This window comes from Desulfatiglans parachlorophenolica (genome assembly GCF_055394735.1).
Map to the genome: position 1 here is coordinate 3,426,140 of NZ_AP042460.1, position 22,668 is coordinate 3,448,807.

Annotated in this window: 24 protein-coding genes; 15 read left to right on the plus strand and 9 right to left on the minus strand. The window is 58.7% G+C overall.

What is annotated here, in order from left to right:
• Window positions 1–6: 6 nt before the first annotated feature.
• Window positions 7–309, plus strand: a complete 303-nt coding sequence (locus tag ACZ500_RS16075; protein WP_464228395.1) for a hypothetical protein — start codon at window positions 7–9, stop codon at window positions 307–309.
• A 77-nt stretch (window positions 310–386) separates the two neighbouring features.
• Window positions 387–620 carry a CopG family transcriptional regulator gene (locus ACZ500_RS16080; protein ID WP_464228396.1) on the plus strand — a complete coding sequence of 78 codons (234 nt, stop codon included), beginning with the start codon at window positions 387–389 and terminating at the stop codon, window positions 618–620.
• 97 nt (window positions 621–717) lie between these two features.
• On the opposite strand, the gene ACZ500_RS16085 is transcribed toward ACZ500_RS16080, so the two are convergent.
• Complete coding sequence (locus tag ACZ500_RS16085; RefSeq protein ID WP_464228397.1) at window positions 718–1,038, minus strand: hypothetical protein; 321 nt, start codon at window positions 1,036–1,038, stop codon at window positions 718–720.
• On the opposite strand from ACZ500_RS16085, the gene ACZ500_RS16090 reads away from it, so the two are divergent.
• The gene (locus ACZ500_RS16090; protein ID WP_464228398.1) at window positions 1,022–1,228 is read left to right on the plus strand and encodes a type II toxin-antitoxin system RelE family toxin; all 207 of its coding nucleotides are present in this window, start codon (window positions 1,022–1,024) and stop codon (window positions 1,226–1,228) included. The genes ACZ500_RS16085 and ACZ500_RS16090 overlap by 17 nt on opposite strands.
• Window positions 1,229–1,321: 93 nt before the next feature.
• Here the strand turns inward: ACZ500_RS16090 and ACZ500_RS16095 are convergent, their stop codons facing one another.
• Together ACZ500_RS16095 and ACZ500_RS16100 are read right to left on the minus strand one after the other, a co-directional pair.
• Window positions 1,322–2,728: a sigma-54-dependent transcriptional regulator gene (locus ACZ500_RS16095; RefSeq protein ID WP_464228399.1), complete on the minus strand. Its 1,407-nt coding sequence runs from the start codon at window positions 2,726–2,728 to the stop codon at window positions 1,322–1,324.
• Window positions 2,725–4,209: a PAS domain-containing protein gene (locus tag ACZ500_RS16100; protein WP_464228400.1), complete on the minus strand. Its 1,485-nt coding sequence runs from the start codon at window positions 4,207–4,209 to the stop codon at window positions 2,725–2,727. Before ACZ500_RS16100 ends, ACZ500_RS16095 begins: the two co-directional genes overlap by 4 nt.
• A 157-nt stretch (window positions 4,210–4,366) precedes the next feature.
• On the opposite strand from ACZ500_RS16100, the gene ACZ500_RS16105 reads away from it, so the two are divergent.
• Window positions 4,367–4,546, plus strand: a complete 180-nt coding sequence (locus tag ACZ500_RS16105; RefSeq protein ID WP_464228401.1) for a hypothetical protein — start codon at window positions 4,367–4,369, stop codon at window positions 4,544–4,546.
• A gap of 298 nt (window positions 4,547–4,844) precedes the next feature.
• Here the strand turns inward: ACZ500_RS16105 and ACZ500_RS16110 are convergent, their stop codons facing one another.
• The gene (locus ACZ500_RS16110; protein ID WP_464228402.1) at window positions 4,845–5,111 is read right to left on the minus strand and encodes a hypothetical protein; all 267 of its coding nucleotides are present in this window, start codon (window positions 5,109–5,111) and stop codon (window positions 4,845–4,847) included.
• 164 nt (window positions 5,112–5,275) lie between these two features.
• On the opposite strand from ACZ500_RS16110, the gene ACZ500_RS16115 reads away from it, so the two are divergent.
• The 7 genes from ACZ500_RS16115 to ACZ500_RS16145 all read left to right on the plus strand — a co-directional run bounded on the left by ACZ500_RS16115 (window position 5,276) and on the right by ACZ500_RS16145 (window position 11,723).
• Window positions 5,276–7,078, plus strand: a complete 1,803-nt coding sequence (locus tag ACZ500_RS16115) for an adenine deaminase C-terminal domain-containing protein (RefSeq protein WP_464228403.1) — start codon at window positions 5,276–5,278, stop codon at window positions 7,076–7,078.
• 287 nt (window positions 7,079–7,365) lie between these two features.
• Entirely contained in the window at window positions 7,366–7,566 is a 201-nt protein-coding gene (locus ACZ500_RS16120; protein WP_464228404.1) for a cold-shock protein, read from the plus strand.
• 380 nt (window positions 7,567–7,946) lie between these two features.
• A complete protein-coding gene (locus tag ACZ500_RS16125; RefSeq protein ID WP_464228405.1) occupies window positions 7,947–8,486 on the plus strand; it encodes a pilus assembly FimT family protein in 540 nt (179 codons plus the stop codon).
• Window positions 8,487–8,498: 12 nt separating this feature from the next.
• Window positions 8,499–9,272, plus strand: a complete 774-nt coding sequence (locus ACZ500_RS16130) for a prepilin-type N-terminal cleavage/methylation domain-containing protein (protein ID WP_464228406.1) — start codon at window positions 8,499–8,501, stop codon at window positions 9,270–9,272.
• Window positions 9,256–9,675 carry a type IV pilus modification PilV family protein gene (locus tag ACZ500_RS16135; protein ID WP_464228407.1) on the plus strand — a complete coding sequence of 140 codons (420 nt, stop codon included), beginning with the start codon at window positions 9,256–9,258 and terminating at the stop codon, window positions 9,673–9,675. Before ACZ500_RS16130 ends, ACZ500_RS16135 begins: the two co-directional genes overlap by 17 nt.
• Window positions 9,672–10,949, plus strand: a complete 1,278-nt coding sequence (locus ACZ500_RS16140; RefSeq protein ID WP_464228408.1) for a DUF7305 domain-containing protein — start codon at window positions 9,672–9,674, stop codon at window positions 10,947–10,949. The genes ACZ500_RS16135 and ACZ500_RS16140 overlap by 4 nt, the downstream gene beginning before the upstream one ends.
• A gap of 309 nt (window positions 10,950–11,258) precedes the next feature.
• Complete coding sequence (locus ACZ500_RS16145) at window positions 11,259–11,723, plus strand: acyl-CoA thioesterase (protein WP_464228409.1); 465 nt, start codon at window positions 11,259–11,261, stop codon at window positions 11,721–11,723.
• Between the two features lie 51 nt (window positions 11,724–11,774).
• Here the strand turns inward: ACZ500_RS16145 and mutM are convergent, their stop codons facing one another.
• The 3 genes from mutM to ACZ500_RS16160 form a co-directional block, all read right to left on the minus strand.
• On the minus strand, window positions 11,775–12,605 hold the full coding sequence (gene mutM, locus ACZ500_RS16150) for a bifunctional DNA-formamidopyrimidine glycosylase/DNA-(apurinic or apyrimidinic site) lyase (RefSeq protein ID WP_464228410.1): 831 nt from the start codon (window positions 12,603–12,605) through the stop codon (window positions 11,775–11,777).
• A gap of 31 nt (window positions 12,606–12,636) precedes the next feature.
• Entirely contained in the window at window positions 12,637–14,091 is a 1,455-nt protein-coding gene (locus tag ACZ500_RS16155) for a M48 family metalloprotease (RefSeq protein ID WP_464228411.1), read from the minus strand.
• A 167-nt stretch (window positions 14,092–14,258) separates the two neighbouring features.
• Window positions 14,259–15,485, minus strand: coding sequence for an MFS transporter (locus ACZ500_RS16160; RefSeq protein ID WP_464228412.1), 1,227 nt, complete (start codon window positions 15,483–15,485; stop codon window positions 14,259–14,261).
• Window positions 15,486–15,869: 384 nt separating this feature from the next.
• On the opposite strand from ACZ500_RS16160, the gene ACZ500_RS16165 reads away from it, so the two are divergent.
• From ACZ500_RS16165 to ACZ500_RS16180, 4 genes are all read left to right on the plus strand, one after another.
• Window positions 15,870–16,538, plus strand: a complete 669-nt coding sequence (locus ACZ500_RS16165) for an anthranilate synthase component II (RefSeq protein WP_464228413.1) — start codon at window positions 15,870–15,872, stop codon at window positions 16,536–16,538.
• The gene (gene pabB / locus ACZ500_RS16170; RefSeq protein ID WP_464228414.1) at window positions 16,535–17,950 is read left to right on the plus strand and encodes an aminodeoxychorismate synthase component I; all 1,416 of its coding nucleotides are present in this window, start codon (window positions 16,535–16,537) and stop codon (window positions 17,948–17,950) included. The genes ACZ500_RS16165 and pabB overlap by 4 nt, the downstream gene beginning before the upstream one ends.
• Window positions 17,947–18,804 carry an aminotransferase class IV gene (locus ACZ500_RS16175; RefSeq protein ID WP_464228415.1) on the plus strand — a complete coding sequence of 286 codons (858 nt, stop codon included), beginning with the start codon at window positions 17,947–17,949 and terminating at the stop codon, window positions 18,802–18,804. Before pabB ends, ACZ500_RS16175 begins: the two co-directional genes overlap by 4 nt.
• Window positions 18,805–18,885: 81 nt before the next feature.
• Entirely contained in the window at window positions 18,886–19,056 is a 171-nt protein-coding gene (locus ACZ500_RS16180) for a hypothetical protein (RefSeq protein WP_464228416.1), read from the plus strand.
• A gap of 33 nt (window positions 19,057–19,089) precedes the next feature.
• Here ACZ500_RS16180 and ACZ500_RS16185 read toward each other — a convergent pair whose 3' ends face one another.
• The gene (locus ACZ500_RS16185) at window positions 19,090–20,403 is read right to left on the minus strand and encodes a YDG domain-containing protein (RefSeq protein ID WP_464228418.1); all 1,314 of its coding nucleotides are present in this window, start codon (window positions 20,401–20,403) and stop codon (window positions 19,090–19,092) included.
• On the minus strand, window positions 20,384–22,627 hold the full coding sequence (locus ACZ500_RS16190; protein ID WP_464228419.1) for a two-partner secretion domain-containing protein: 2,244 nt from the start codon (window positions 22,625–22,627) through the stop codon (window positions 20,384–20,386). The genes ACZ500_RS16185 and ACZ500_RS16190 overlap by 20 nt, the downstream gene beginning before the upstream one ends.
• Between the last annotated feature and the right edge of the window lie 41 nt (window positions 22,628–22,668).

Here is a 22,668-nt window from a genome sequence, read left to right on the forward strand (position 1 = left end):
CCGTGAATGAAAAAGGTTTTCTCTGCAAAAACGCACCATCGGGACGACCCGTCCCTCCAAATGGAACCTGGACCTGCGGTCGCCCCCAATCGATTCTCTGAAGCGGGTTGCGCATTGGATGCACACACGTGCATCTTTGGTTGGTGGAGTTTGAGATGGATTTTGAGCAAGAGGCGTGCCGAAAAATCTCCAGCGGATCATTTAGCTGAAAACACAGGGAAATTGGGGTTTCTTCCTAATGAAAAGCTGATTAAATGTCTCCTGATAAGAGGCAGGAACGTCTCCTTGGATGAAACAGATGCACACTGAATTTGTTGAACGAACGCTTTGACGCTATAGCGACAAGTGGTTACAGTGTTCCCGGGTTAACACAAGGAGGGAACGTTATGGCAGCACTGAGCAAAAGAGCCACCATCTACTTCGAGCCCGATCTGCATAAGGCGCTGCGGCTTAAGGCCGTAGAGACAAACCAATCCTTGTCTGAGCTTGTAAACGATGCCGTCAGAGAGGCGCTTGCCGAGGATGCCGAAGACCTGGCCGCCTTTGACGAGCGAGCGGAAGAGACTGCTATCCCCTACGACGAAATGGTCATGAGACTCAGAAAAGATGGCCGAATATAGTCTCTTTTTTAAGGAATCCGTTCAAAAGGATCTCGATGGCATCCCCAGAAAGGATTTGAAGAGAATCCTAAGCAGTGTCCATCCGGAGATGATTTCCCTATAGAACCCAGTTTCCAATCCGGCAATGAGGATTTTTGGTCAATATCAAGGAAATCAAGCGTTTGCGCGGAGGCGACCTGTGGGTCGCCGCACAAGCAAACGTGCAGATTGACGCCGAGATTGGCCAAAAAGACCATTTCCGGATGGAAACTAAGTAGTATCCATCCGGAAATGATTTCCCTATAGAACCCAGTTTCCAATCCGGAAATGAGGATTTTTGGCCAATATCAAGGAAATCAAGCGGTTGCGCGGAGGCGACCTGTGGGTCGCCGCACAAGCAAACGTGCAGATTGACGCCGAGATTGGCCAAAAAGACCATTTCCGGATGGAAACTAAGTAGAATCGAATCCCTTGCTACTAATCCGCGCCCTGCAGGATGCGAAAAACTCACTGGCCCGGACCGCTACCGACTGCGACAAGGGCGGTACCGCATGGTATACTCGGTTCAGGACGAAGAGCGCATTGTCACCGTGGTGAAAGTCGGACACAGGAAGGATATCTATCGCTGATAGCGGCCAAGCGGTTGAAGATAGATCGGCAAATCCGCTGGACTTCTTTCCTTGCAAGCTTAAACGTGGCGTTCGACAGCCTCTGCGGGCTGGTTATGCCCTTTTGAACGATTTTCCGCATATCCCGAATTGCTTCATGAGCCGTTGAAGAGAGGTGCGGCGCATATTCATCGCCTGGGCGGTTTTCGTGATATTGCCCTCGTTGAGCGCAAGGCACCGGGCAAGATACTGGCGGGTGAAATCGTCCACAATCTTCCGGCGCATTTCCTGAAAAGTGATCTCCTGGTCCGCTTGAACATGCGGAAATCCGGCTTTCATTAGCCCGGACGGCAGGATATGTTCGATTCGAATGTTTCCGTTTTCCGCCAGTACGGCTGCCCGCTGAACGGCGTTTTCGAGTTCCCTTACGTTCCCGGGCCAATCGTACGCACACATCATGCTCAGGATCTCATCCGGGATATGAAGGCGTTGGTCGAGGTTCAGCCGCGCCGTGTAATATTTCAGAAAATGGCCGGCCAGGACGGGGATATCCTCGCACCGCTCCCTCAGAGGCGGCATGATCAGGGCAACGACATTGAGGCGAAAAAAAAGATCCTGCCTGAATGCATTCTCCTTGACCCTTTCTTCGAGATCGCGGTTGGTGGCGGCGATGATTCGGACATTGACCTTCACGGGTTCGACGGATCCCAGCCTGACGATGGTCTGCTCCTGGACGGCCCGCAGCAGTTTGCCTTGAAGATCCATAGGGATTTCGCTCACCTCGTCCAGGAAAAGCGTGCCTTTGTGGGCCTTCTCGAAAAAGCCCTTACGGTCGGTGTGGGCCCCGGTAAAGGCCCCTTTGACGTGTCCGAAGAGCTCGCTCTCGAGGATACCTGCTGACAGGGCCGCGCAGTCGGCTACGACAAAGGGCTGATCCCTGCGGCCGCTCCGGTCGTGGATGGCCTTTGCAGCCAGTTCCTTACCTGTCCCGCTCTCGCCGTAGATCAGAAGGTTGCAGTCGACGGGCGCTATCTTTTCGATCGCATTCATGACCCGGTTCATGGCCACGGAAGATCCGAACACGAAAGACCGCTCCCGACTGTCCTTCAACTGATTGCGAAGGTCCTCGATCTCCTCCTGCAACGTCTTTTTCTCATGGACCTTGTCCACCACATGGAGCAGCTCATCTGCATCGAAGGGTTTCGAAAGATAGTCGTAAGCGCCGTATTTCATCGCCTTTACAGCGGTTTCCACGGTCGCATAGCCCGTCATGATGATGATCTCCAGTGCCGGGCTCACCGTCTTGACCTTCCCCATCAGGGTGATGCCGTCCATCCCGGGCATCCGTATATCCACCAGCAGGAGGTCGAACAGATGCCCGTTTTTCTCGATGAGATCCAACGCAGCCGTGCTGTCCGACGCCCCCATCACCTGGTAGCCCTGCCTCGAAAGCAGCCTGATGCAGCGTTTGCGGATGGACACCTCGTCGTCCACCACCAGTATGCGAAAATGCTCCTTCAACGGATGCCTCCCTCCTTGCTTGCTTCCAGGGCCGGCAAGAGGATGCGGAACACGGAACCCTCGCCGCCTCGCGTGTCTTCCACCATCATCCGCCCTCCGTGCTCTTCCACGATCCTCTTGCTGACCGCAAGCCCCAGACCGGTTCCCTTCCCGTCCTGCTTGGTGGTGAAAAACGGTTTGAAGACACGATCCATCAGATCCGAAGGGATCCCGGGGCCATTGTCGGCTACGGACAAACGCACCCAGTTTCTGGCATCTCCAGGGAACCGGTAAGGCTCGGCTGAAATGGTGATTCGCCCTCCTTGAATCAACGCGTCCCGTGCGTTCTTGACGACGTTCATGATGACCTGCTGAAGACTGTTGGAATTGCCCCTGACGGAGGGGAGGTTTTCCCGGTACCGCTTGACGATTTCAATGTTTTCGATCTCGGCTTGACGCTGCACGAGCATCAGGCTGTCGTCGATCACCCTCGTAATGCCGAGGGGTTTCCGCTCTTCCGGAATACTGCGGGAGAAGTCCAGAAGCTTCTGCGTGATTTTCTTGCACCGGCGCGCATCGTTTTCCATATCCACGAGTTCCTCGAGCGCCATCTCGAGATCGAGTTTTCCATTACGGATATCCTCCAAGAGCATTTGAACGGATATGATGAGCCCGCCCAGGGGATTGTTGATTTCGTGCGCCACCTCGCTCGCCAACGTGCCGATCAGGGACATCTTTTCCGACTGGAAAAGCTCCTCCTTGAGTCTTTGGATCTCTGAGATGTCCGTGACCGCATTGACAATGCCCGAAACGATGTCCCCTCCTTCACACAGGTAGGAACTGGAGACAAAGAAGGGGACTTTTTTCCCGCTCTTCGTGATGAAGCTGGTCTCGAAGGATGACTGCCCGGCGCTTTCTTCCGTGGACGCCGTCAAGCGCTCGAACAGAGAATGATCTTCGGCATCGACGACCGTGGTGTAGTGGCGCCCCAGCAGCTCCCCGGGCTCGTATTCGAGCAGATCGGCAAGCCTCTTGTTGACGAACGTGATCTTCCCTGAAAGATCGATGATCTGTATCCCGTCGTTGAGGGACGCTATCAGGTTCTCGTTGAAGGCCTTCAAGCGGGCCATTTCCTGATCGATCCTCTGTTTTTCCTTCTCCTTCGTGAGGTCACGGGCCACACCCACCATAGCGATGGGTTCATCCTGTTCACCCCTCAGGGGCACGCACCTCACGTGGGCCGGGAAGCGTCTGCCACCCTTGGTGCGAAAAATGATTTCGCCGTTGTAGGTCTCATTTATCCGGATACAACCGAGGACATCAGGCTCACTGGCTCCCAGCACGACGATGTGGCGGTTCAGGACCTCGGACGCCTCGAAACCGAACATCTGCTCCGAATATTTGTTGAAAAAGACGAGATACCCTTCGAGGTTGGTAATTACGATGGATTCGATGATATTTTCGAGGACGTTTTCGATGAATTCCTTGGTGGTCTTTTTCATGCCCAGGATCAACCTATCCCAGTTGATCGGCTCCTTACCGGTAAAACGGCCTAAACGATCCGACGAACCGTCGGGATCGACTCTCGGTCAAAACCTTTCAACGCATTCGGCACCGATCCTCTCGTCCTCCATCAAATGTCCTCCTCTTCTTTCACGATTGGGAATCCTCCCTGATTTCCATCCGGAAATAGCCCTTTTTGCCGATCTCGGCGTCGATTTGCACGTTTGCTCCTGCGGCAACCTGCAGGTCCACTCAGCACAAACGATTGATTTCATTACTATTACTCAAACCGGGACCCGCCCCGGAGGGGTGGGACTGAGCACGCGCAGGGCGTGAAGAAAAATCCTCATTTCCGGATTGGAAACCGGCCCGCGCTGCATAATCATTTCCGGATGGACACCCCCTGCCTTTCTCACGAGCCCTATATCATATATCATACAGGTCGTCGTATGTTTTTCGCAAACAACGACTTGGCAAAAAATCAGAAAATGCGGGAGATAATTTTTCAAGACCGCTCTGTGTCAATGTGGGTGAGACACGCCCCCCTTGCAAGGCTTTTTGCCCTGCGACCCACAGGCTGCCAAAGGTACAGCGGACGCTCGTAAAGAGGTAACAAGGGGGTTTGTTTTTTTGTTTACCCGTGTCGCCCAAAAACACAGCGTCTTTTCCACCAGCAACCTCCAAAAGCAAAATGGTTTCCAATCCGAGTCGAGCTGGATAAAGCAACTCCGGATGGATAGTTTCCATCCGGAAATGATTTCCCGGTACAACCCAGCTTCCAATCCGGAAATGAGGATTTTTTGCCAATATCAAGGAAATCAAGCGTTTGCGCGGAGGCGACCTGGTGGTCACCACACAAGCAAACGTGCAGATTGACGCCGAGATTGGCAAAAAAGACCATTTCCGGATGGAAACTAGATATAAATGGGTCACGTGTTCAGGGCCTGGCTCACACCGCCGGGAAAAACGCGGCCGGCTCGCCATATTTTTCTCTGCAGACCAGATTCCACCCATTGACAGGGCATCCATGCATGGAGTAGACATTTCCCTCAAAGGAGTACCCACATGAACGACATCGTCAGCGCCATGCAGGCCATGACCCTCGACGAAGCCACGAGGCTCATGGACACAGCCCTCGGGCGGAGGCCCGCCAATCTCGCCATCGTAAACGCGAATCTCGTCAACGTCTACACCGGTGAAATCCTCCCAAACCAGGGGGTCTGCATCAGCGGTCGGTGGATCGCCTACACGGGGGAAGATCCCCGGGCCTCCATCGGAGAGGAGACCCGCGTCATCGACGCCGCCGGCAAGACCGTCATCCCCGGGCTCATCGATGGACACACCCATATATCGAACCCGTGCACGCCCTTCGAGTTTCTGCGGTATATCATGAGGGGCGGCACCACGAGCCTGATCGGGGAGATGATGGAGCCCTATCCCGTGGCCGGCATAGAAGGAGCCCTCGATTTCGCCGCGGCCCTGGAGGATCAACCCATCAAGCTCTTCACCACGATGCCCGCCATGGTCTCCATCAGCCATGCATGCCGCGCCATAGCGCTCGACGATCTCGGGATACTGGCCGAACTACCCGGGACAGTAGGGATAGGCGAATCCTACTGGCAGGCGGTGATTCAATCGCCAGAGGTCTATCTCCCCGCATTGCTCGAAACCCGGAGACGCGGTATGGTGCTGGAGGGCCATACGGCTGGAGCGAGCGCTCGAAAGCTTCAGGCCTACACCGCCATGGGCATCACCTCGTGCCACGAACCGGTCAAACCGGCTGAAGTGCTCGAACGGCTGCGCCTGGGGGTCAACGTCATGCTCCGGGAAGGGGGCGTTCGGAAAGACCTGGAGGTGCTGGCCGGGATTCTGGAAACGGGCGTCGATCTGCGGCGGGTGACCGTCTGCACCGACAGCGTCACACCCGATGACCTGGTCTCGCACGGCTACCTGGAATGCGTCGTCCAGAAGGCCATCGACTGCGGCTTCGAACCGGTGGATGCCATCCGCATGGCAACCCTGAACGTAGCCGAGCATTTTCATCTCGATCACCTGATCGGAGGCATTGCACCCGGGCGATATGCCGACCTGCTCGTCATCCCGGACCCCCGTACGATCCGGGCGGAATGGGTCGTCTCGAACGGCCGGATCATCGCGAAAGGCGGAGAACTCCTGATACAGCCCCGCCGCCACCGGTTCTCCGAGGCGAGCCTCAACACCATCCACCTCCCAAGACGGATGGCGCCCGCTGATTTCGACCTGCTCAGCCCCATCCAAGGCCCCAGCGCCCGCGTGCGCGTCATGGAAATGGTGACGGATCTTGTCACCGCCGAGCGCCACCTGGATCTTCCCGTGGTCGAAGGACGGATATTATCCGATCCACAGAAAGACATCGTCAAAATAGCCGCCATTGACCGCCGGATCATCCCGGGCAAGAGCTTTACCGGGTTCATCAAAGGCCTTCACATGACGCACGGTGCCATAGCCATCAGCGCTGCATGGGACTGCACCGACATCATCGTCGCAGGCGCCGATGAGGGCGATATGGCCATGGCGGTCAACCGCATCCTCGATCTGCAGGGCGGATTGGTCATCTGCGCAGGCGGCAGGATCATCGAAGAAATCCCCCTCCCGGTTTTTGGCTATATGTCCCTCGAACCTATCGAAACCGTGGCCGAAAAAATGAAAACGACAACCCTGGCCCTCCGAAAAATGGGGATCACCTTTCCGGATCCCGCGCTCTCATTCGTCACGCTGACCGGGGCTGCCATCCCCTATTTGCGCATCTGCGAGGAAGGCTACGTAAACCTGAAAGACGGCCTGACCTCGGGGATCTTCCCGAATGACTCCGGCGAACGAGAAAATTGAGCATTCAGTGAGTACGCGGCAGATAAGGGCCAACATGCCTGGTGCATCCATAAATGCGCTCCCGATAAAGATGAGTATCCCGAAAGAGCGACCTCTAAAAACCATATTCTTCGTTAAATTTTTGAAAATATCTCTTGCGTTTTTTGCGGGATAATTTATATTCTTTCCCTGAATTATCCCGGTAGGGCATCCGGGCCGGCTTCATTCGCAGGTATTGATCCATTTGTCAGAGTGACGACCTCGGATGGGGAACAGGTTGAACTTTTGTTGAAAGGAGGTTGGGCACTGTGGCAAAAGGCACCGTCAAGTGGTTTAATGACCAAAAAGGATTCGGTTTTATTCAGCAGGATGAGGGCTCAGACGTTTTTGTTCACTTCTCCGCGATCAAAGGCTCCGGCTTCAAGTCTCTCGCCGAAGGCGACCGCGTGAGTTTTGATGTTGAACAGGGCACGAAAGGTCCCGCCGCGAAAAACGTCGAAAAAATCTAAGCACCCAGGACTTTGACGAGGCAATCCGCTGCACCGGGCGGATTGCCTTTTTTTATGCCCCGACCGTGCACCACGGAAACGGTCTCTATCCGCCCTGCAAGCGGAGACCGACCAGCCGAACAGCCATCGAGGACACCTGTCTGGCTTCCATCCCAAAAGGCCTCTTTGCCCAATCCCGACATCAGCCCGTGCAAAACGCACCCCCGCTTGTGCATGACGCCGCGATCGGGCCCTCCTGACTAATCGTTATGCCTTTCATATCATTAATCAAAAAAGGGTGAGGCACCCTCTGGCATACCTGTTGCTGATTTACCCCAGGCAGATTTGTTTTCTTTGACCCTGCCTGCCCCCTTCTCTCCGGAGCGCCGTGAGGTGAATCCATGTTTCTGCACAGCAAAGGCTTTACACTCCTTGAACTTCTGGCCATCCTCGCCATCACGGGGATCACGGCCGCCATGGCCGCACCCGCCCTATCCCAAACCATACACCACTGGCATTTGAAGACCGCGGTCCAAGATGTATACCAGGGGTTCCAGTTGGCAAAAACCTCCGCCGCCTTGCGCCATACAGTCGTGGCCCTGATCTTCGATCGGAACTCCGTCGGGATTTCCGGCGGCTTCACTGTCTTTTCGGATCTCGACGCCGATTTGAGTCACGATGAGGAAGAGCGGGTGATCAAGCAGGTCCGCTGGAAAAATTATCCCGGGATCTCGGTAGCGCGCGAACAAGGCGGGGAGGAAAAGCTTTCTTTCGCCTGTAATGCAGACAAGCATCCGGCCGTCGGGTTCCGGCCGAACGGGATCCCCATCTCCAGCACCGGCGGGCTCGGCATGGGGGCCATTATTCTCGAGAACCGCTACGGCCTCCGCCTCGGCGTGATCCTCTCCTGCGCCGGCCGGCTGCGGATCGCCGAAGAGTAGGGGAGTGATTCAATGGACCAACCAGACCCAGATCCCTATTTCGATTGGGCCTTTTCCGGCCGTTTTGTCGCCGGGGAACCGGCGGCTTCCGGCACAAGAGGCTTCAGCCTTCCTGAGATCTTGCTTGCGATGGCCATTTCCGTCCTCCTTTCTTCGCTGATCTGGGTGAACTTTCAGTCCCAGCACGGGGCCTATGTCGCCCAAACGCTGACACGCGCAATGCAGGAAGACCTCCGTTCGACGCTGACCCTCATCACGGAAGACCTGCGGATGGCAGGGTACAATCCGCACCCTCTGCCGGTGCAGCCAGCCGTCCAAAACGGGATCCTGCTCGCCGGCAAAGACCGGGTCCGGGTAGCCATGGACCTGAACCGCGACGGAGATGCCGAGGACTCGAACGAAGACGTGACCTATCTGATCAAGGATTCCGACGGAATACCGGCACTTGAGCGCAAGGCTTCCTTCAGTGGTCAGGCTACCTTTCAGCCGGTGATCAATCATGTCGAGGCGCTCGATTTCGTCTATCTCGACGCGAGCGGGAAGGTCCTCGATGACGACGGACGGGGCAACGTCACGAAAACACTCGATCGGATTCACAGCATCCAAGTCCTGCTGGCCGTCAGAAGCCAGTTGAAAGACCGAACATACCGGTACAGCTCAGCCATATTCAATCTGCAGGGCCAACGGATCCTGCCCGCCGCAAAAGTCCCATACCGCCGGGCCTATCTGACCGAAACGGTGTACTGCAGAAATCTGGGGCTGGCGGATCATGATGCCCGATCGTAGACACGGGCTCGATCCCGCACGGTTGATTTCATCCGCTCTGCGGCATTCGAGCGGGATGACCTTGATCGAGGTCCTGGCCGCCACACTGGTCCTTTCCTTCGGTCTGCTCGCCCTCGCGTCCCTTCAGATCACGGCGATGCGAGCCGACGCCTATGCGAGAGACCTTTCCAAAGCCACGGCCATCGCCAGAACATGCATGGAGGAGTTCCTGGCCGCGCCTTACTCGACCCTCCAAGCACTGAACGGTTCTCCCGTCATCAATCGCCTGGGCTTCTCGGTAACATCCGCCGCTGAACCGTTGGAAGGGCATACGGCCGGCCTGCGCCTGACCGTCAACGTCACCTGGCAGCACAAAAACAGAACCCACTCCATAAAACTGCACTCCCTCAGGAGACCGCCATGAATCCTCCACCCGTTCATCGTCCTGCCATTCATTCCCCTGCAAGACCCCGCCAAGAAGGGGCCGCATTGCTGCTCGCGCTCGTCTTTCTGGCCCTGTTCAGCCTACTCGGACTCTCCGCCCTGCGGGCCTCCACCAACGAGATCCTGATGGCCGGCAGCCTCAGACATCAGGCCATCGCCTTCTACAATGCAGAGGCCGGCATCCAGCACACCCTCGAGGTCATGGAGCAGGGACTCGAGGATAAAGCCTTCAGCCTCCCTCAGGCAGAAGATACCCCGGTGCCCCTGCCGATCGAAGAACCACCGGCAGGACTCGATTTTCAGATAGAGCCGGGGAGCTTCATCAGGACGGGCCAAAACCTCTATACCTTTACAAGCAAGGGGTTCGGACCCCAAAGCGCTCAAGCCCGAATCAGGGTTCTTTTCAAACAAGACACGGCGCCCGCCCTTCGGTACGGCGTCTTCGGCAACAGGCGGGTGGAATTTTACGCGACCGCGGGGGCCTACAGCTATGATTCCAGGGGCACGGGGAAACCCTCCCGAACCGATGCGGCTGCCTTGACCCATAAAGGCTCGATTGCCTCGAACGAATCGATCGTTCTGGGCGAGAATGCCGTCATCGACGGCGATGTCTACCTTGGAGAAGGCATCGGAGGCATCCAGGCCTGGATTTGGGCAGCCGACCCTTCCAACAACAATATTTCAGGAGAAAAAGGCATCCAGGCCGGCAGGATGAACACGGATCCGCTTGGGCTTAGGGCCGGCGCCTACGGCGCCCGATTCAACGCCCCGTTGGCGGATTTCGACAACCAAACGGACTCCCTTGGTTCGTTCCTGGAGATCGATGGGAATCTTACACTCACCGGCAGGAGCAGCGGGACAGAATATCTCCTGACCCACTTCACCCTGAAGACCGGTGCGGTTCTGACCGTCGACGTACGAAACGGACCTTTGACCCTGTATCTGGTCGGGCCCATGCTCTGTGAGCCGGGTTCCACGATCGAGGTCCTGGGCAGTCCGGCGGACTTCACCATTCTCTGCAGTACGGGCGATCCCCTCTCCATCGGGGCGGGGTGCACGGTTATGGGGCTCGTCTACGCCCCTTACGCCGACGTTTCGCTTGGGGCGGAAGCCGCCCTGTATGGGGCGATCTGGAGTGATACGGCCGCTCTTGGAGACGGGGCAACCCTCTTCTACGATGAACAAGCAGCGGAAAAATATTGGATTCACACAAACAGACTGACCCTGTGCGGCTGGGACGAGGCCTTCCCGTAATCCACCCCTGCGGTCTTCGCTGCCCCGCAGCCCCGAACCGGATGCCGGCGGCAGACCGGGCGCGGATCGCACCGCATTCGATCCGCTGACACCATTAAGGGCTTGACACATCCCCTGCTGAACATACAATAACGCCCAATCGGCTGACCCGACGATGGGGAATCCCCATCCTTTCGACCGTGAAGGGACTTTTGCGCAGAGCCACCATCAGCCTCGCCACGGCCCCTGGTCAGCAAAACGGCCGGCGCCAAGCCACATCGATCAGGCCACGCGCCTGAGCGGCGCCCGCGCAGCCTGAAAGGTTTTGGAATGAACCAGAAATTACATTCGAACGAACTACCGCCCGACGGCTGGCACGAGTGCCGAATCCGTGTCCGTTACAAAGACACCGACCGGATGGGCGTCGTCTACTACGGCAACTATCTCACCTTTTTCGAGGTGGCCCGGGCGGAATTCATGCGGGATCTCGGGTTTTCCTATGCCCGTTTAGAGGCGGATGGCTATAGTCTGGTGGTGATCGAAGCGGCGGCGAAGTACCATGGCAATGTGGGCTATGACGCACTCGTCCGCGCCCGATCGAATGTCACGGAGCTGAGCAAGGTCCGGATGCGCTTCGAATATCGGATCCTGGACGAAGAGGGACGCCTGCTCGTCAGTGGTCACACCACCCATGCCTGCCTGAATGAACAGCAGAAGCCGGTACGCATCCCCGCAGCCATCGAGCAAGCCATCCGTGACAGGGGTTCAATCCCCCATTCAGACCGGGAAAATTGAATCTTTGAAGCGCTACGGCCCATGCACCCGGGATGCCGCCACGCAATGCCTTCACAAGGCCTGGCAGCGCGGACAGATATGAGTGCTGCGCTGCCCCACCACGATCCGTTCGATCGGGCAGCGGCAGCGCCGGCAGGGTTCGTTGGTTCGACGGAAGACCTTCAGATGCGCTTGGTTTCTCCCTGCCATCTCCCCCAGCGACCTGAAATTGGCCTTGCCGCGCCCGAGGGAGGTCCCGCCGTTCCGAATGCCTCTTTCGAGCACCCTGACGATCGCTCCGTGAAGGGCCCGGATCTCTTTTCGGGTAAGGGTGACCGAAACCCGGCAGGGATGCAGCCCGGCCTCCCACAGGGCCTCGTCGACATAGATATTCCCGAGTCCAGCCAGAAAAGACTGATCGAGCAGAAGGGGCTTCAACCGCCGTCTGCAGGAAAGGAGCCTCTCGGCCAAGAGCGGCACGGTGAAGTCCGGATCGAGGGGTTCGGGCCCCAACCGGTCGAGAATCCCGTTCGTATGCTCGACGAGATAGCAGCGTCCGAACTTGCGCGTATCGTGAAGCCGCACCTCGCGATCGCATCCGAACCGCAGAACGACACGGTCGTAAGGCGAGCGTGCCTCCCACAGGGATGCAGCATGGAGTCGGCCGGACATCCGCAGATGAACCAGCAGGTGTCCATGAGGGGCCAGGTCGAAGACGATAAACTTTCCCCTCCGGCGAACAGCCGCGGCGACTTTACCCACAATCCCTCTGCAAAACCGCTCCGGCGTGAGCCCGCTGACGGTGCGCGGCCAGAGGACCTCCGCCCCTGTGATGACGGCGCCCGTCAGACCCGCCTCCAAAAGGTCGTTTACGATCGTCTGCACCTCGGGAAGCTCCGGCATAATTCCTCATCCCTCCAGCCTCTGCAAAAGCCTATTTGCGGACGACCTTCACCAGGGCACCCTTCGCAACCGGGGTGTTCACCGATCCGCCGTTCAGCAGGGCCCACTCCTCCACCTTGTCCTGCGGGGCGCCGAGGGCCCTCAGGACCTGTCCCAGCGTCCCCGAGGAGGGGGCCTTGACAATGCGGATCCGGTCCGGCCGGACATCGATCCTGGTAGAATCCCGAAGGGTTTGGAATCCTCCCACGGTTTGCCGGAAAACCGGGCTGTAGGAGGAGAAGCTGCCGGCAGCGCAAAAACCATGGAACTCGTAAACCTTGCCATCCTTCTGGATGAAGGTGGACAATACCCCATGCACCCCCTGGTTCGTCCGCACCTGGCTCACGAGGCGGACAGCCGGCAGCCCGTTGACCGTTTCCTCGCCCGAATCGACCACCTGGGCGCCGGACTGGCTCACGAAAACCCCCGCCGCATCCCGCGGTGTATCGGCGGCAGCCATCGAAAGGGTGAGGGCGGCATCGTTCCGGGGGCTCATCACCCTGACCACCTGCCGGGTATTCTGCAGCTTCCATCCGCTCGGGAAGGGGAACTGAAACCGGAGATCGGGGTGGTAGAAGACGCCGCCGTCGGTATATCCCTCGCGCGGATTGTCCCCGAACACGAGCCCGTCGATACGCATCAGGTAACGCTCACGATCCACACGGTATTGCCGGGTCCCCAGCCGATCCTGCCACTCAGCGGTCTTGCGTCTGACCGCGCCCATCCGGTCGTCGGGATTCGGGTGGGTCGAAAACCATTCAGGCAGACCGCTGCGGTCCGAGGAGGGCTTCATCCGCTCCAGGGTCTCGAAAAAAACCGCCATCTCGTTTGCGTCGTACCCCGCCTTGCTGGCGTACTCCACCCCGAGGTCATCCGCCTCCCGTTCGTTGTCCCGGCTGAACTGCAGAAAGAGCATTTGGACCCCTGTTTGGGCCGCATCCCCGAAGCGCTGGAGGGTCGGGGAAAACAGCATACCGGCGGCCAAGCCGATCTGGGCCAACTGCGCTCGGCTGTATTGCTCGGCCGAATGCCTGGCCGTGACGTGGCCGAGCTCGTGCCCCAGGACGGCAGCCAACTCCGCCTCGCTGTTGAGGAACCCGAGGATCCCCCGCGTCATGTAGACATACCCGCCGGGGGCGGCGAAGGCATTCACCACGGCCGTATCCAGAACCGCAAACTGATAAGGCAGATGCGGCCTATGGGAAAGCCCCCCGAGCCGCTGACCGATTCCCGCCACATACGCCGTCAGGGCCGTGTTGTCGTAAAGGCCGTATTCCCGGGAAACCGCCTGGTCGCTTTGCCTCCCCATCTGAATTTCCTGTTCCTCGCTCATGAGCATGAGCTGGGTCCGCCCGGTAACCGGGTCAATCGCACAGGCCGACAGGATGGAGATACACCCCGCCAGCAAAACGACAACCCAATGGTTTCTGAATCCCGTTTTTTTCATGAGAGATCCCTTCGACAGGTTCATCCATCCCTGCAACAAGGTCAGCCGTCTTCGATCGGGGTAAAGCCAGTCCCTTTCGCCTTCCGGACTCGTTCAGACTAAGGGGTCGACATCCTGCTGTCAATCCCTGTCCTCCGGCCCCAGCCAGATTCAGTCATCGTCTTCCTTCAGTCCGTTTCTTTCAGCGCCCCCCGCATCTTCAACAGGGATACCGCCAGCCCCAGCATGAGCGACCCGCCGGCGACGGCAAAAACCGCCCGGTAGCCGGCATGTTCCCCGATCCACCCGAGCAGGACGGAACCCAGAAAGATCCCCAGATCGATACCCCCCGTGTAGATGCCGTTGATCTTACCCCTGACCTCGGACCGTTCACGGCGCAGGGCCAGGGTGTTCAAAGACGGATAGAGAATCCCATGGCCGCAGCCGCTCACCAGCCCCGCGATCGCGAGCAGCACATGCCCTCCCAGCTGCGTCAGCAGCAGGAGTCCGCCCCCTGTGATGAAAAGGGCGCAGGGAACGATCCGCTCCTCCCCCACCCGGTCTGCCGCGCGCCCCCCGAAAACCCGGGTAACCACCGCCGCAAAGGTGTACGCCACGAAATAGACCGAGATGTGCTCGAGCCTCAGCGCCTGGGCGAAAGGCGCGACGAACCCTCCGTAACCCGCCAGCCCGATGCCGAACAGGAACGCCAGCACTGTGACCATGAGGATCTTCCTGCGCCGAAGCACTTCGAAAAAACCCGCTTGACGCTCGTCTGCACGGTACACAAAGGTCTCACGCAGCGGCAGGTGAAGGAAAAAACTCAGGAACCCCATGCCTGCGCAAACCAGAAAATAGACATCGAACCCAAACCGGTGGATGATCGGCTCGGTGATCAGGGGGCCCACCGCCATCCCCATCAGACCGGACGTGCCGAACATGCCGATCCCCTCGTTGAGGCGTCCGGGAGGAATGATATCGGCGATATAGGTAAAGGAAGCCGTGAAACAGAGTGCCACGCCGACGCCGTGAAACAGCCTGAGCACGACGAGCGGCCAATAGAAGCCGGTCAAAGGGCCATCCAGAAGGAGATAGGCGAGCGGGGCCGATCCCATGATGAAGCTCCCCGCCGTGTAGCTCCGCTTGCGGCCGGCGCGGTCCACCATCAGGGAGACCCAGGGACGGCAAAACACCGCCGCCAGGGCCATCACACCCATCATGACGCCGATGTCGATCTTCGAACCGCCGCGCGCGGTGATAAAAAGTGGAAACAGATAAAAGGATGCCAAACTCGAGACCATGCTGAAGCTGGCAAACGCCATGATAAGGAAAGAAGGGGTATACAGGCGATTGTGCAGGGCCTCGCGGTTCAGTGGAAGACCCCTGTCCTCGGGCTGCATGCTGGGCTGTTTCATACGGTATGATCGATCCATGCAGATCCATGGCCAAAAGACTTCGGGGAGAACTGTCCGCCTGGTCGGCGTTTTTCAGCCTGCCCGCAATCCGGCGTCTTGTCAACGACTATATGGAAGGCTCAGACAGGGCCCCCAGCGCACTTCATACCCGGCAGTCCCGGCGTCATACCAGGGCTTGTCCGGGATCGTCCCTTTATCTTGGCCAACTCCCATTCCGGCTTTCGATGCCCAAAGCCGCCGGATCCGGGCCCCTGCCGCGGGCGCGCATGGGATCCCTTGACATCGGGAACGATCTGAGGCAATCTATAGAAGAGTTATGTCAGGCACAGGCCATCCAGGCTCGATCTGGATGGCTTTTTTTTGTTTTTTGGGGAGACAAAGCGCATGCTGCTCGTCATGATCGACCACTACGACTCTTTCACGTATAACCTGGTGCACCTCTTCCGGGAATTCGACATCGACATCCCGGTCTTTCGCCACGACGCCATCGACAAGCAGACGCTGGACAGACTTCGGCCTGACTGGGTCTGTCTCTCACCCGGGCCCGGCACCCCCGGAGATGCGGCAGAGACGAAAGAACTGGTCAAGCGCCTTGCCGGGCAAGTCCCGATCCTGGGGGTTTGCCTCGGCATGCAGATCGTCAATGAGGTCTTTGGCGGGCAAACCGTCCGAAGCCCGCTGCCGATCCACGGAAAGGCCTCCCTGGTCCAACACACAGGAAGGGGCATCTTCCGAGGGCTGCCTTCGCCCTTCCGGGCGGCTCGGTACCACTCCCTTCAGGTGGTGCCGGGCTCCTCCCTGGAGCCTTTGGCGTATGCCGAAGACGGCGTCATCATGGGGCTGCAGCACCGCCGCCTGCCCATCTGGGGGGTCCAGTTCCATCCGGAATCGTTTTTCAGTGCGTACGGGCTGCAACTGGCCGAAAACTTCCTGAGGCTCGCCCCCGGCTTCCCCGCCCACGAGATCATACCCCAGCCGCTGGGTGAGCGGTTTCCCCGCTGGAAGCAGCCGTGCGCTGAACATCAACCGCCCCCCGGAGAAATCGCGCCATGAAACCTTCACCAACCTTCCCCTGTCAGCCCGCTCTCGAGCTGCTCAAGAACGAGATCCTCTGCGAAAATGCCTCGGATGCCATTTTCCTGGAGATGGCCAGAGGCCTCGCAGGGATGCCCGGCTGCTGCGTCCTTCTAAGCGGAGGAGATCTGGACTGCAGCCGCTATTCACTCATCGCCTGGGACCCTTTTCTCACCTTCAAAGCCAAAGGCGAAACCATCACCATCGAGACGCCCTTTGGAACCCGGCAAAAGCAGAGCGACCCGCTGGAATGCCTAGACCATTTGTTTTGGAGGCTGCAGCCCGATTTCAACCTGCCGGCCGCCCCTTTTGGCGGCGGAGCCGTCGGCTATCTGGCCTATGAACTCAAGAACCGGATCGAAACCCTCCCCCAGACCGCCCCCGACGACCTGGGACTGCCCGATCTCTATCTGACCTTCCCATCCAAGGTCCTGACCCATGACCGCTCGCTTGGAATCCTGCGATATCTTGTCCTCGGCACTGGAAACCATCAGGATTTGGATGTGAATCCTCTTCACCGCCGGATCCTGAGGCCAAGCCCCCCTCCCAGCGTAGGGCGGGCCGAGAGCAATTTTACCCGCGAGGAGTACCGCGCGTCTGTCTCCGCGATCCGGGAATATATCGCCGCTGGGGACGTCTATCAGGTCAACCTCTCCCAGCGCTTCAGCTTCCCGCTGCAAGGGGATCCATTCGCCCTCTGGGAGCGGCTGTTCGCACGGAACCCGGCCCCTTTCTACGCCTACCTGAACGCCGACGACCACCAGGTGCTATGCACTTCCATGGAGCGGTTTCTTCTCAGAAGGGGCGATTACATCGAGACCCGGCCGATCAAAGGCACCCGGCCCAGGGGCGGCAGCCCGGCAGAGGACAAACGGCTCAGGAGGGAACTCCAGGAAAGCGTCAAGGACGATGCGGAACTCTCGATGATCGTAGACCTCTTGCGAAACGACCTGGGCAGGGTCTGCCAGCCACGCACCATCCGTGTCCTATCGCACAAGCGGGTGGAGGCCTACCGGAACGTCTTCCACCTGGTCTCCACGGTGGCCGGTGAAGCCATCCCGGACCTCACGCATGCAGGCATCCTACGCGCCGCCTTCCCGGGCGGTTCCATCACCGGCTGTCCGAAGATACGGGCCATGGAGATCATCGACGAACTCGAACCGTGCGTCCGGCATGTTTATACGGGCTGTATCGGCTACATCGGATTTCACCGGAACCTGGACCTCAATATCGCCATCCGCACGGCCATCGTGCATCAGGGGACATGCCGCTTTTCGGCAGGCGGCGGTATCGTGTATGATTCGGACCCGAAGATGGAGTATCTGGAAACCCTCCACAAGGCCGGAACCCTTTTCGAGGCACACCGGCAGTTCGGCCGGAGAGACGCATGAGCGAATCGATCACACCATCAGGCACGCAGCTTTGGCTCAACGGACGCTTCGTACCGGAAGACCGGCCGGCGATCCATCCCCTGGACCGCGGGTTCCTATACGGCGATGGGCTCTTCGAGACCCTGCGGGCGGAAGAAGGCCGGCCCCTCTACTTCGCTCCACACCTGGACCGCCTGAAACGAGGAGCGGACGAATTGCACCTGAATCTGCCCGGTGACCTTCGCTGGGATGAAACCATCGTCCGGTTGCTCCACGTCAACGGCCTGTGCGAAGGCGCGGCCCGGGTAAAGATCATCGTCACACGCGGAAAGGAGCCCCAATTGGGCCTTCCCCTAGCGCGCAGGCCGACACTCCTCTTGAGCGCCGAACGGTATCAGCCCCCCTCGGCCCGGGATTATCTCGAAGGCTGGCGCCTGCACTGCGGGCTGAACGCCTACGCGCCGCCCCTGGCCCGATACAAGTCACTGAATTACCTGTTCTATCTCTGTGCACGCCAGGCCGCGCTGGATGCCGGATGCCACGAGGCCGTGGTCCTCGACCCCGAGGGCCGGGTCTGCGAAACCGCGGCGGGCTCGCTCCTGTGCCGCAGTGCGGGGTCCTGGTGGAGCCCTGAAAGCCCACACCAGCTCGCTGGCATCACCCTCCAGCAGGTCCGCCGCCTGCTCGGCCGGGACGGAACCGTCGTGGATACCCTTGCCGCCCGGCCAGCGGACCTGCGAAACGCTGACACCGTCTGGGTGCTCAATGCGCTGATCGGCGTCATCCCCGCCGCCCGGATCGATGACCAGATCATCCCTGAGCCCCTGCACAATGCCGCAGACCGGATCCGGGGGCTGTTGCTTGCCGGGAGCTGAGCCGTTTCAGACGAACGACACGCCGGCCCGCCCCTGGATATCGCCACGGGGTACACCAATGTCCTCCCCATCGAGCGCATCGTGCGCGACCTCGGGCTCGCCTCCATCTGGACCGGATCGAACGAGGTGATGGCCCTGATCACCGCACACGAGTGGTATCGGGAATACACCCTGCGCAATAAGGGCGGGCGTGAGCGGGACTATGAAAACGACGCGCCCGTGGCCTTCGCCGAGGATGAAAAGATCTATTGAGAGGACGCTTGACAGCGGGTCACGCAACGCCGCTCATTTTTTGAGGACGATGTCGGCAATAGCCGTCACATCGGCCTCCTCCAAGACATAGTTGCTGACGTCCCGGCCCGTCAATTCAAGATCCCTTACCCTGGCCGTTTTGCCAGTGCCGATATTCCGGTCAGCGAAGTAAGCGCCGCATTCAAAGTCTACGTCATCCCCCACAACGACTCCTGTCAGAAAGCCTGACACTCGCGCCGCAGTCGTGCCGTCATAGACCTTGTCTTCGACTGCACAGGACGCAGTAATCGGCCGAGGGAAAATATCGACCGCCTGGTTCCCTCGGAACTTGATATCACATCCCTGCTGATCACTGTAAAGGCCGCCAAGGACGACGGACCGCAATCCCACGTCTTTGCATTCGGTCGTGAAGATAGGTTCACCGAGGATCTTCCCTTCATCGAAACCCTCCGGCTCGTCGGCCCAGGATACGCTGCACTCGCAACCGTCGGGCAGGCATTTTGTTCCGTCGTATATTTTCACCCATGATCCATCGCCCTTCTGCTGACATGTGAAAGCAGCAGTTATGGGAGCAAGAAAACAGCGCAGGAGAGGATGGCTGCATCCCTCATAAATGCGCCACACCTTTCCGGAGCCCCCTGCGTCGTCGATGTCCCAACCCGCGTTTACAAAGGTGGATAATTTTTTCATATCGGCCGTCGTCTGGCCCGTGCCAAGGGCCGAAGTCATCTGGCCCGAGGTCTCCATGTCCCAAAAACTTTTGGAGACAAAACCAGACCCCCAATACGTACTTCCCACCAATCCGCCAAAATGCTCTTCCCCAATGACTTTACCGCCACTCCAGCTTTTCTCGATGCGGCCGTTACTGATCAATCCCACCAGACCGCCGACGAATCGGCTCCCCCCTGCAGAAGCGCTGCTCCAGCTGTTTTCCACGCAACCTTGTTGAAGAATCCCGACCAACCCCCCAATTGAATGAGTTCCATTTACGGAACCACTGCTCCAACAGGTCCCTATCCTGTAATCCTTTTCGCTTGCCTTGCAGAAGTACCCCACCAAACCACCCAGACCGCCATCACCCTCCACGTGAGAGTTGCTCCAACTCGATACAATAGTCGAATCCTCCGAATACCCCGCAAGGCCACCGGTCCACCTCCCGCTTTTCACTTCACTGCTGCTCCAACTCCAAGAAATACTTGAAAGGGTCAGCGCACCCACCAATCCGCCCGCCGTGCACTTGCCAAGAACATTGCCGACGCTCCAGCAGTTTTCGATGCAACTGTCGCTGGAAATTCCCGCCAGACCGCCGAGGACACCCGAATTTTCCTCATCGATGTTCTGGATCACGGCGGCGGTGCTCCAACTCGAGAAAATGGTCGAACCAACGGCTGCACCAACCAGGCCCCCCCCCATAACCATATAAACCGGTAAGCATGACATTCCCTGTGCTCTCACTGCCCCTGATCGTGCTACCGTTAATCTCTCCTGCAAGGCCGCCCCCACACCTGTCCCCAACCTGCCCGTTGAGCGCCACGTCTGCGCCACTGCTGCAACCATGAATCTCCGACCCATTCGCCTTTCCCACCAGCCCACCGACGATCCCGTTGCCTGACACAGTCCCCATGCTGCTGCAATCCTCGATGTGTGTCTCTTCCCATGCCGAACCTGCAAGCCCGCCGGCTTCTACCGCCCCGCTCACCGAACCCCCGCTGGTGCATGAATACATATTGGAACCACTGCAATGACCAACCAACCCCCCGACACTTTGCTCTCCAATGACGTCACCGTCATTGAATACGTTCTCGATCCGTGCTTTCGCGGCTGTCCCGATCAGGGCTCCCACTCCGAAACTTCCTCTTATAGAAGCTTGCTCCAAACGTACATGGCCCACACAGCCTTCTTCGATGGCACCGAAAAGGCCGATAAAATTCCTGCCCTGCCTTTCGATGTGAAGCCCCCTGATGGTGTGCCCAAGCCCATCGAAATGACCTGTAAATCGATCTCTTACGCGATAATCGATTTCGTCCCCGCCGACAGGCTCGAACCCGGAACCATCATGCCAGCTCCGTGTAGCCGAGGCATCGATATCGGCCCCCAAGGCATAATGGCGGGTGAGATCCCCCAGCATCCCCTGGAGATCCTCGGCCGTGCGGCTGTCTGGATTTCCCAGACGAGTGAGCACCCTAAAATCCATCGCCGGGCCTTCACTCCCGCAGCGCGTTTGGAAGTGGTCGCCCGCCGACAGATTGACGGAGGCCCTGATAAGATATTCCGCTCGGGTCCCGTCGATCATCCCGTCACCAGAACCTTGGCCATACTCCAGTATCAGCCTCGCCTCTTCGGAACCGGACAGGTCGCTGTCGATCTCGATGTTGCGGAAAGCGGAAAGGGTCAAAGTGTTCCGAGCCCAGATGATTTTGTCATTGACAAAAATGTCGCCCTGACCGCTCCTGCCACCGGCGGAGCTTTCAATCCTCACGCTGCCTTCGGCCAAGGCCCCGGAAAGGGCCTCTCCGGTCATGTCTCCTCCGGAGGAAGCGATGGTGAAATCCACAGGATCGATCAGCCACAGCCCCCCGGATCGGCCGTGCGCCCCCGTCGTAACGCGGGCATTATCTTCTACCGAAACCTTGCCAGCCGACGTCTCTATAAACCCTCCGCCGGTTCCCTCCGAATCAGACGCATCGAGCGTTCCTCCGACGATGACCTCACCCCGTAGGGCGTCCGACAAGAGCAGAATCCGTCCGGCACGATTCGACAGGGCGTTCGCCTCAATAATCCCTGAATTGATGACCATAGCCGTCCTACCCTCCTCTACGGCTGCAGCTCTTAACGCCACCGTACCGCCATCCGCCCGGATGACCCCCCGGTTCTCGATCCGGACGTCGATCCTCCCCGGTGCTGCATGGAATTCCAGGATCTCCGTCCATTCGCCGGCCAGACGTACTAAATCCCCCGCCGCCATCAGCACCGACCCGGTGGAGGTCTCGATCACCCCCTCGTTTTCGATCCGCGGGGCAATAAATACCACCAGGCCGCCTGCGGCGGCCTCGATCCTCCCCGCGTTCCAGAGAGACCCGGAAAGGCCGGGTGAAAGCGTACAAACCGTTTCCCCCGATAAAAATTCCTTCTCCCTTATGGACCCGCTGGAAGCAATGAACTCCGTCGCCTTCACCTGAGACATCGCGCCGAAGAGAATACCCGAGCGATTCACCAGGACTACGGCTCCTTCAGCGCTGAGCCGGCCGTGAATCTCACTCGGCTCGGATTTGCCGGTTCGGATCAAAAGAGCGCAGAGGGCATCGCTTTGCCGGATGATGACCGCAGCCCCAACCCCAATGTCAAAGCTCTCGCATTCGATGATCATCCGGCTGGAGGTCTGGCTAATCGTTAGAGTCTGTCCCACCGCCTGAATATGCCCTTCTCCGAAAACGATCCGCCCATTGACGGGGAGGACCGCGGTTTCCACTTCGGGAGCCGCGGACGCCCCGCCGGGAATCAGCGCCGACAGGCCTGTGAAGGCGATATAGAAGGCAAACCGATGGCATGCGCCCCGCAGAATCGTAAGCATGGGCTTCAAACCTCTTTTCCAGCCTCTCGCGACCCTTCCAA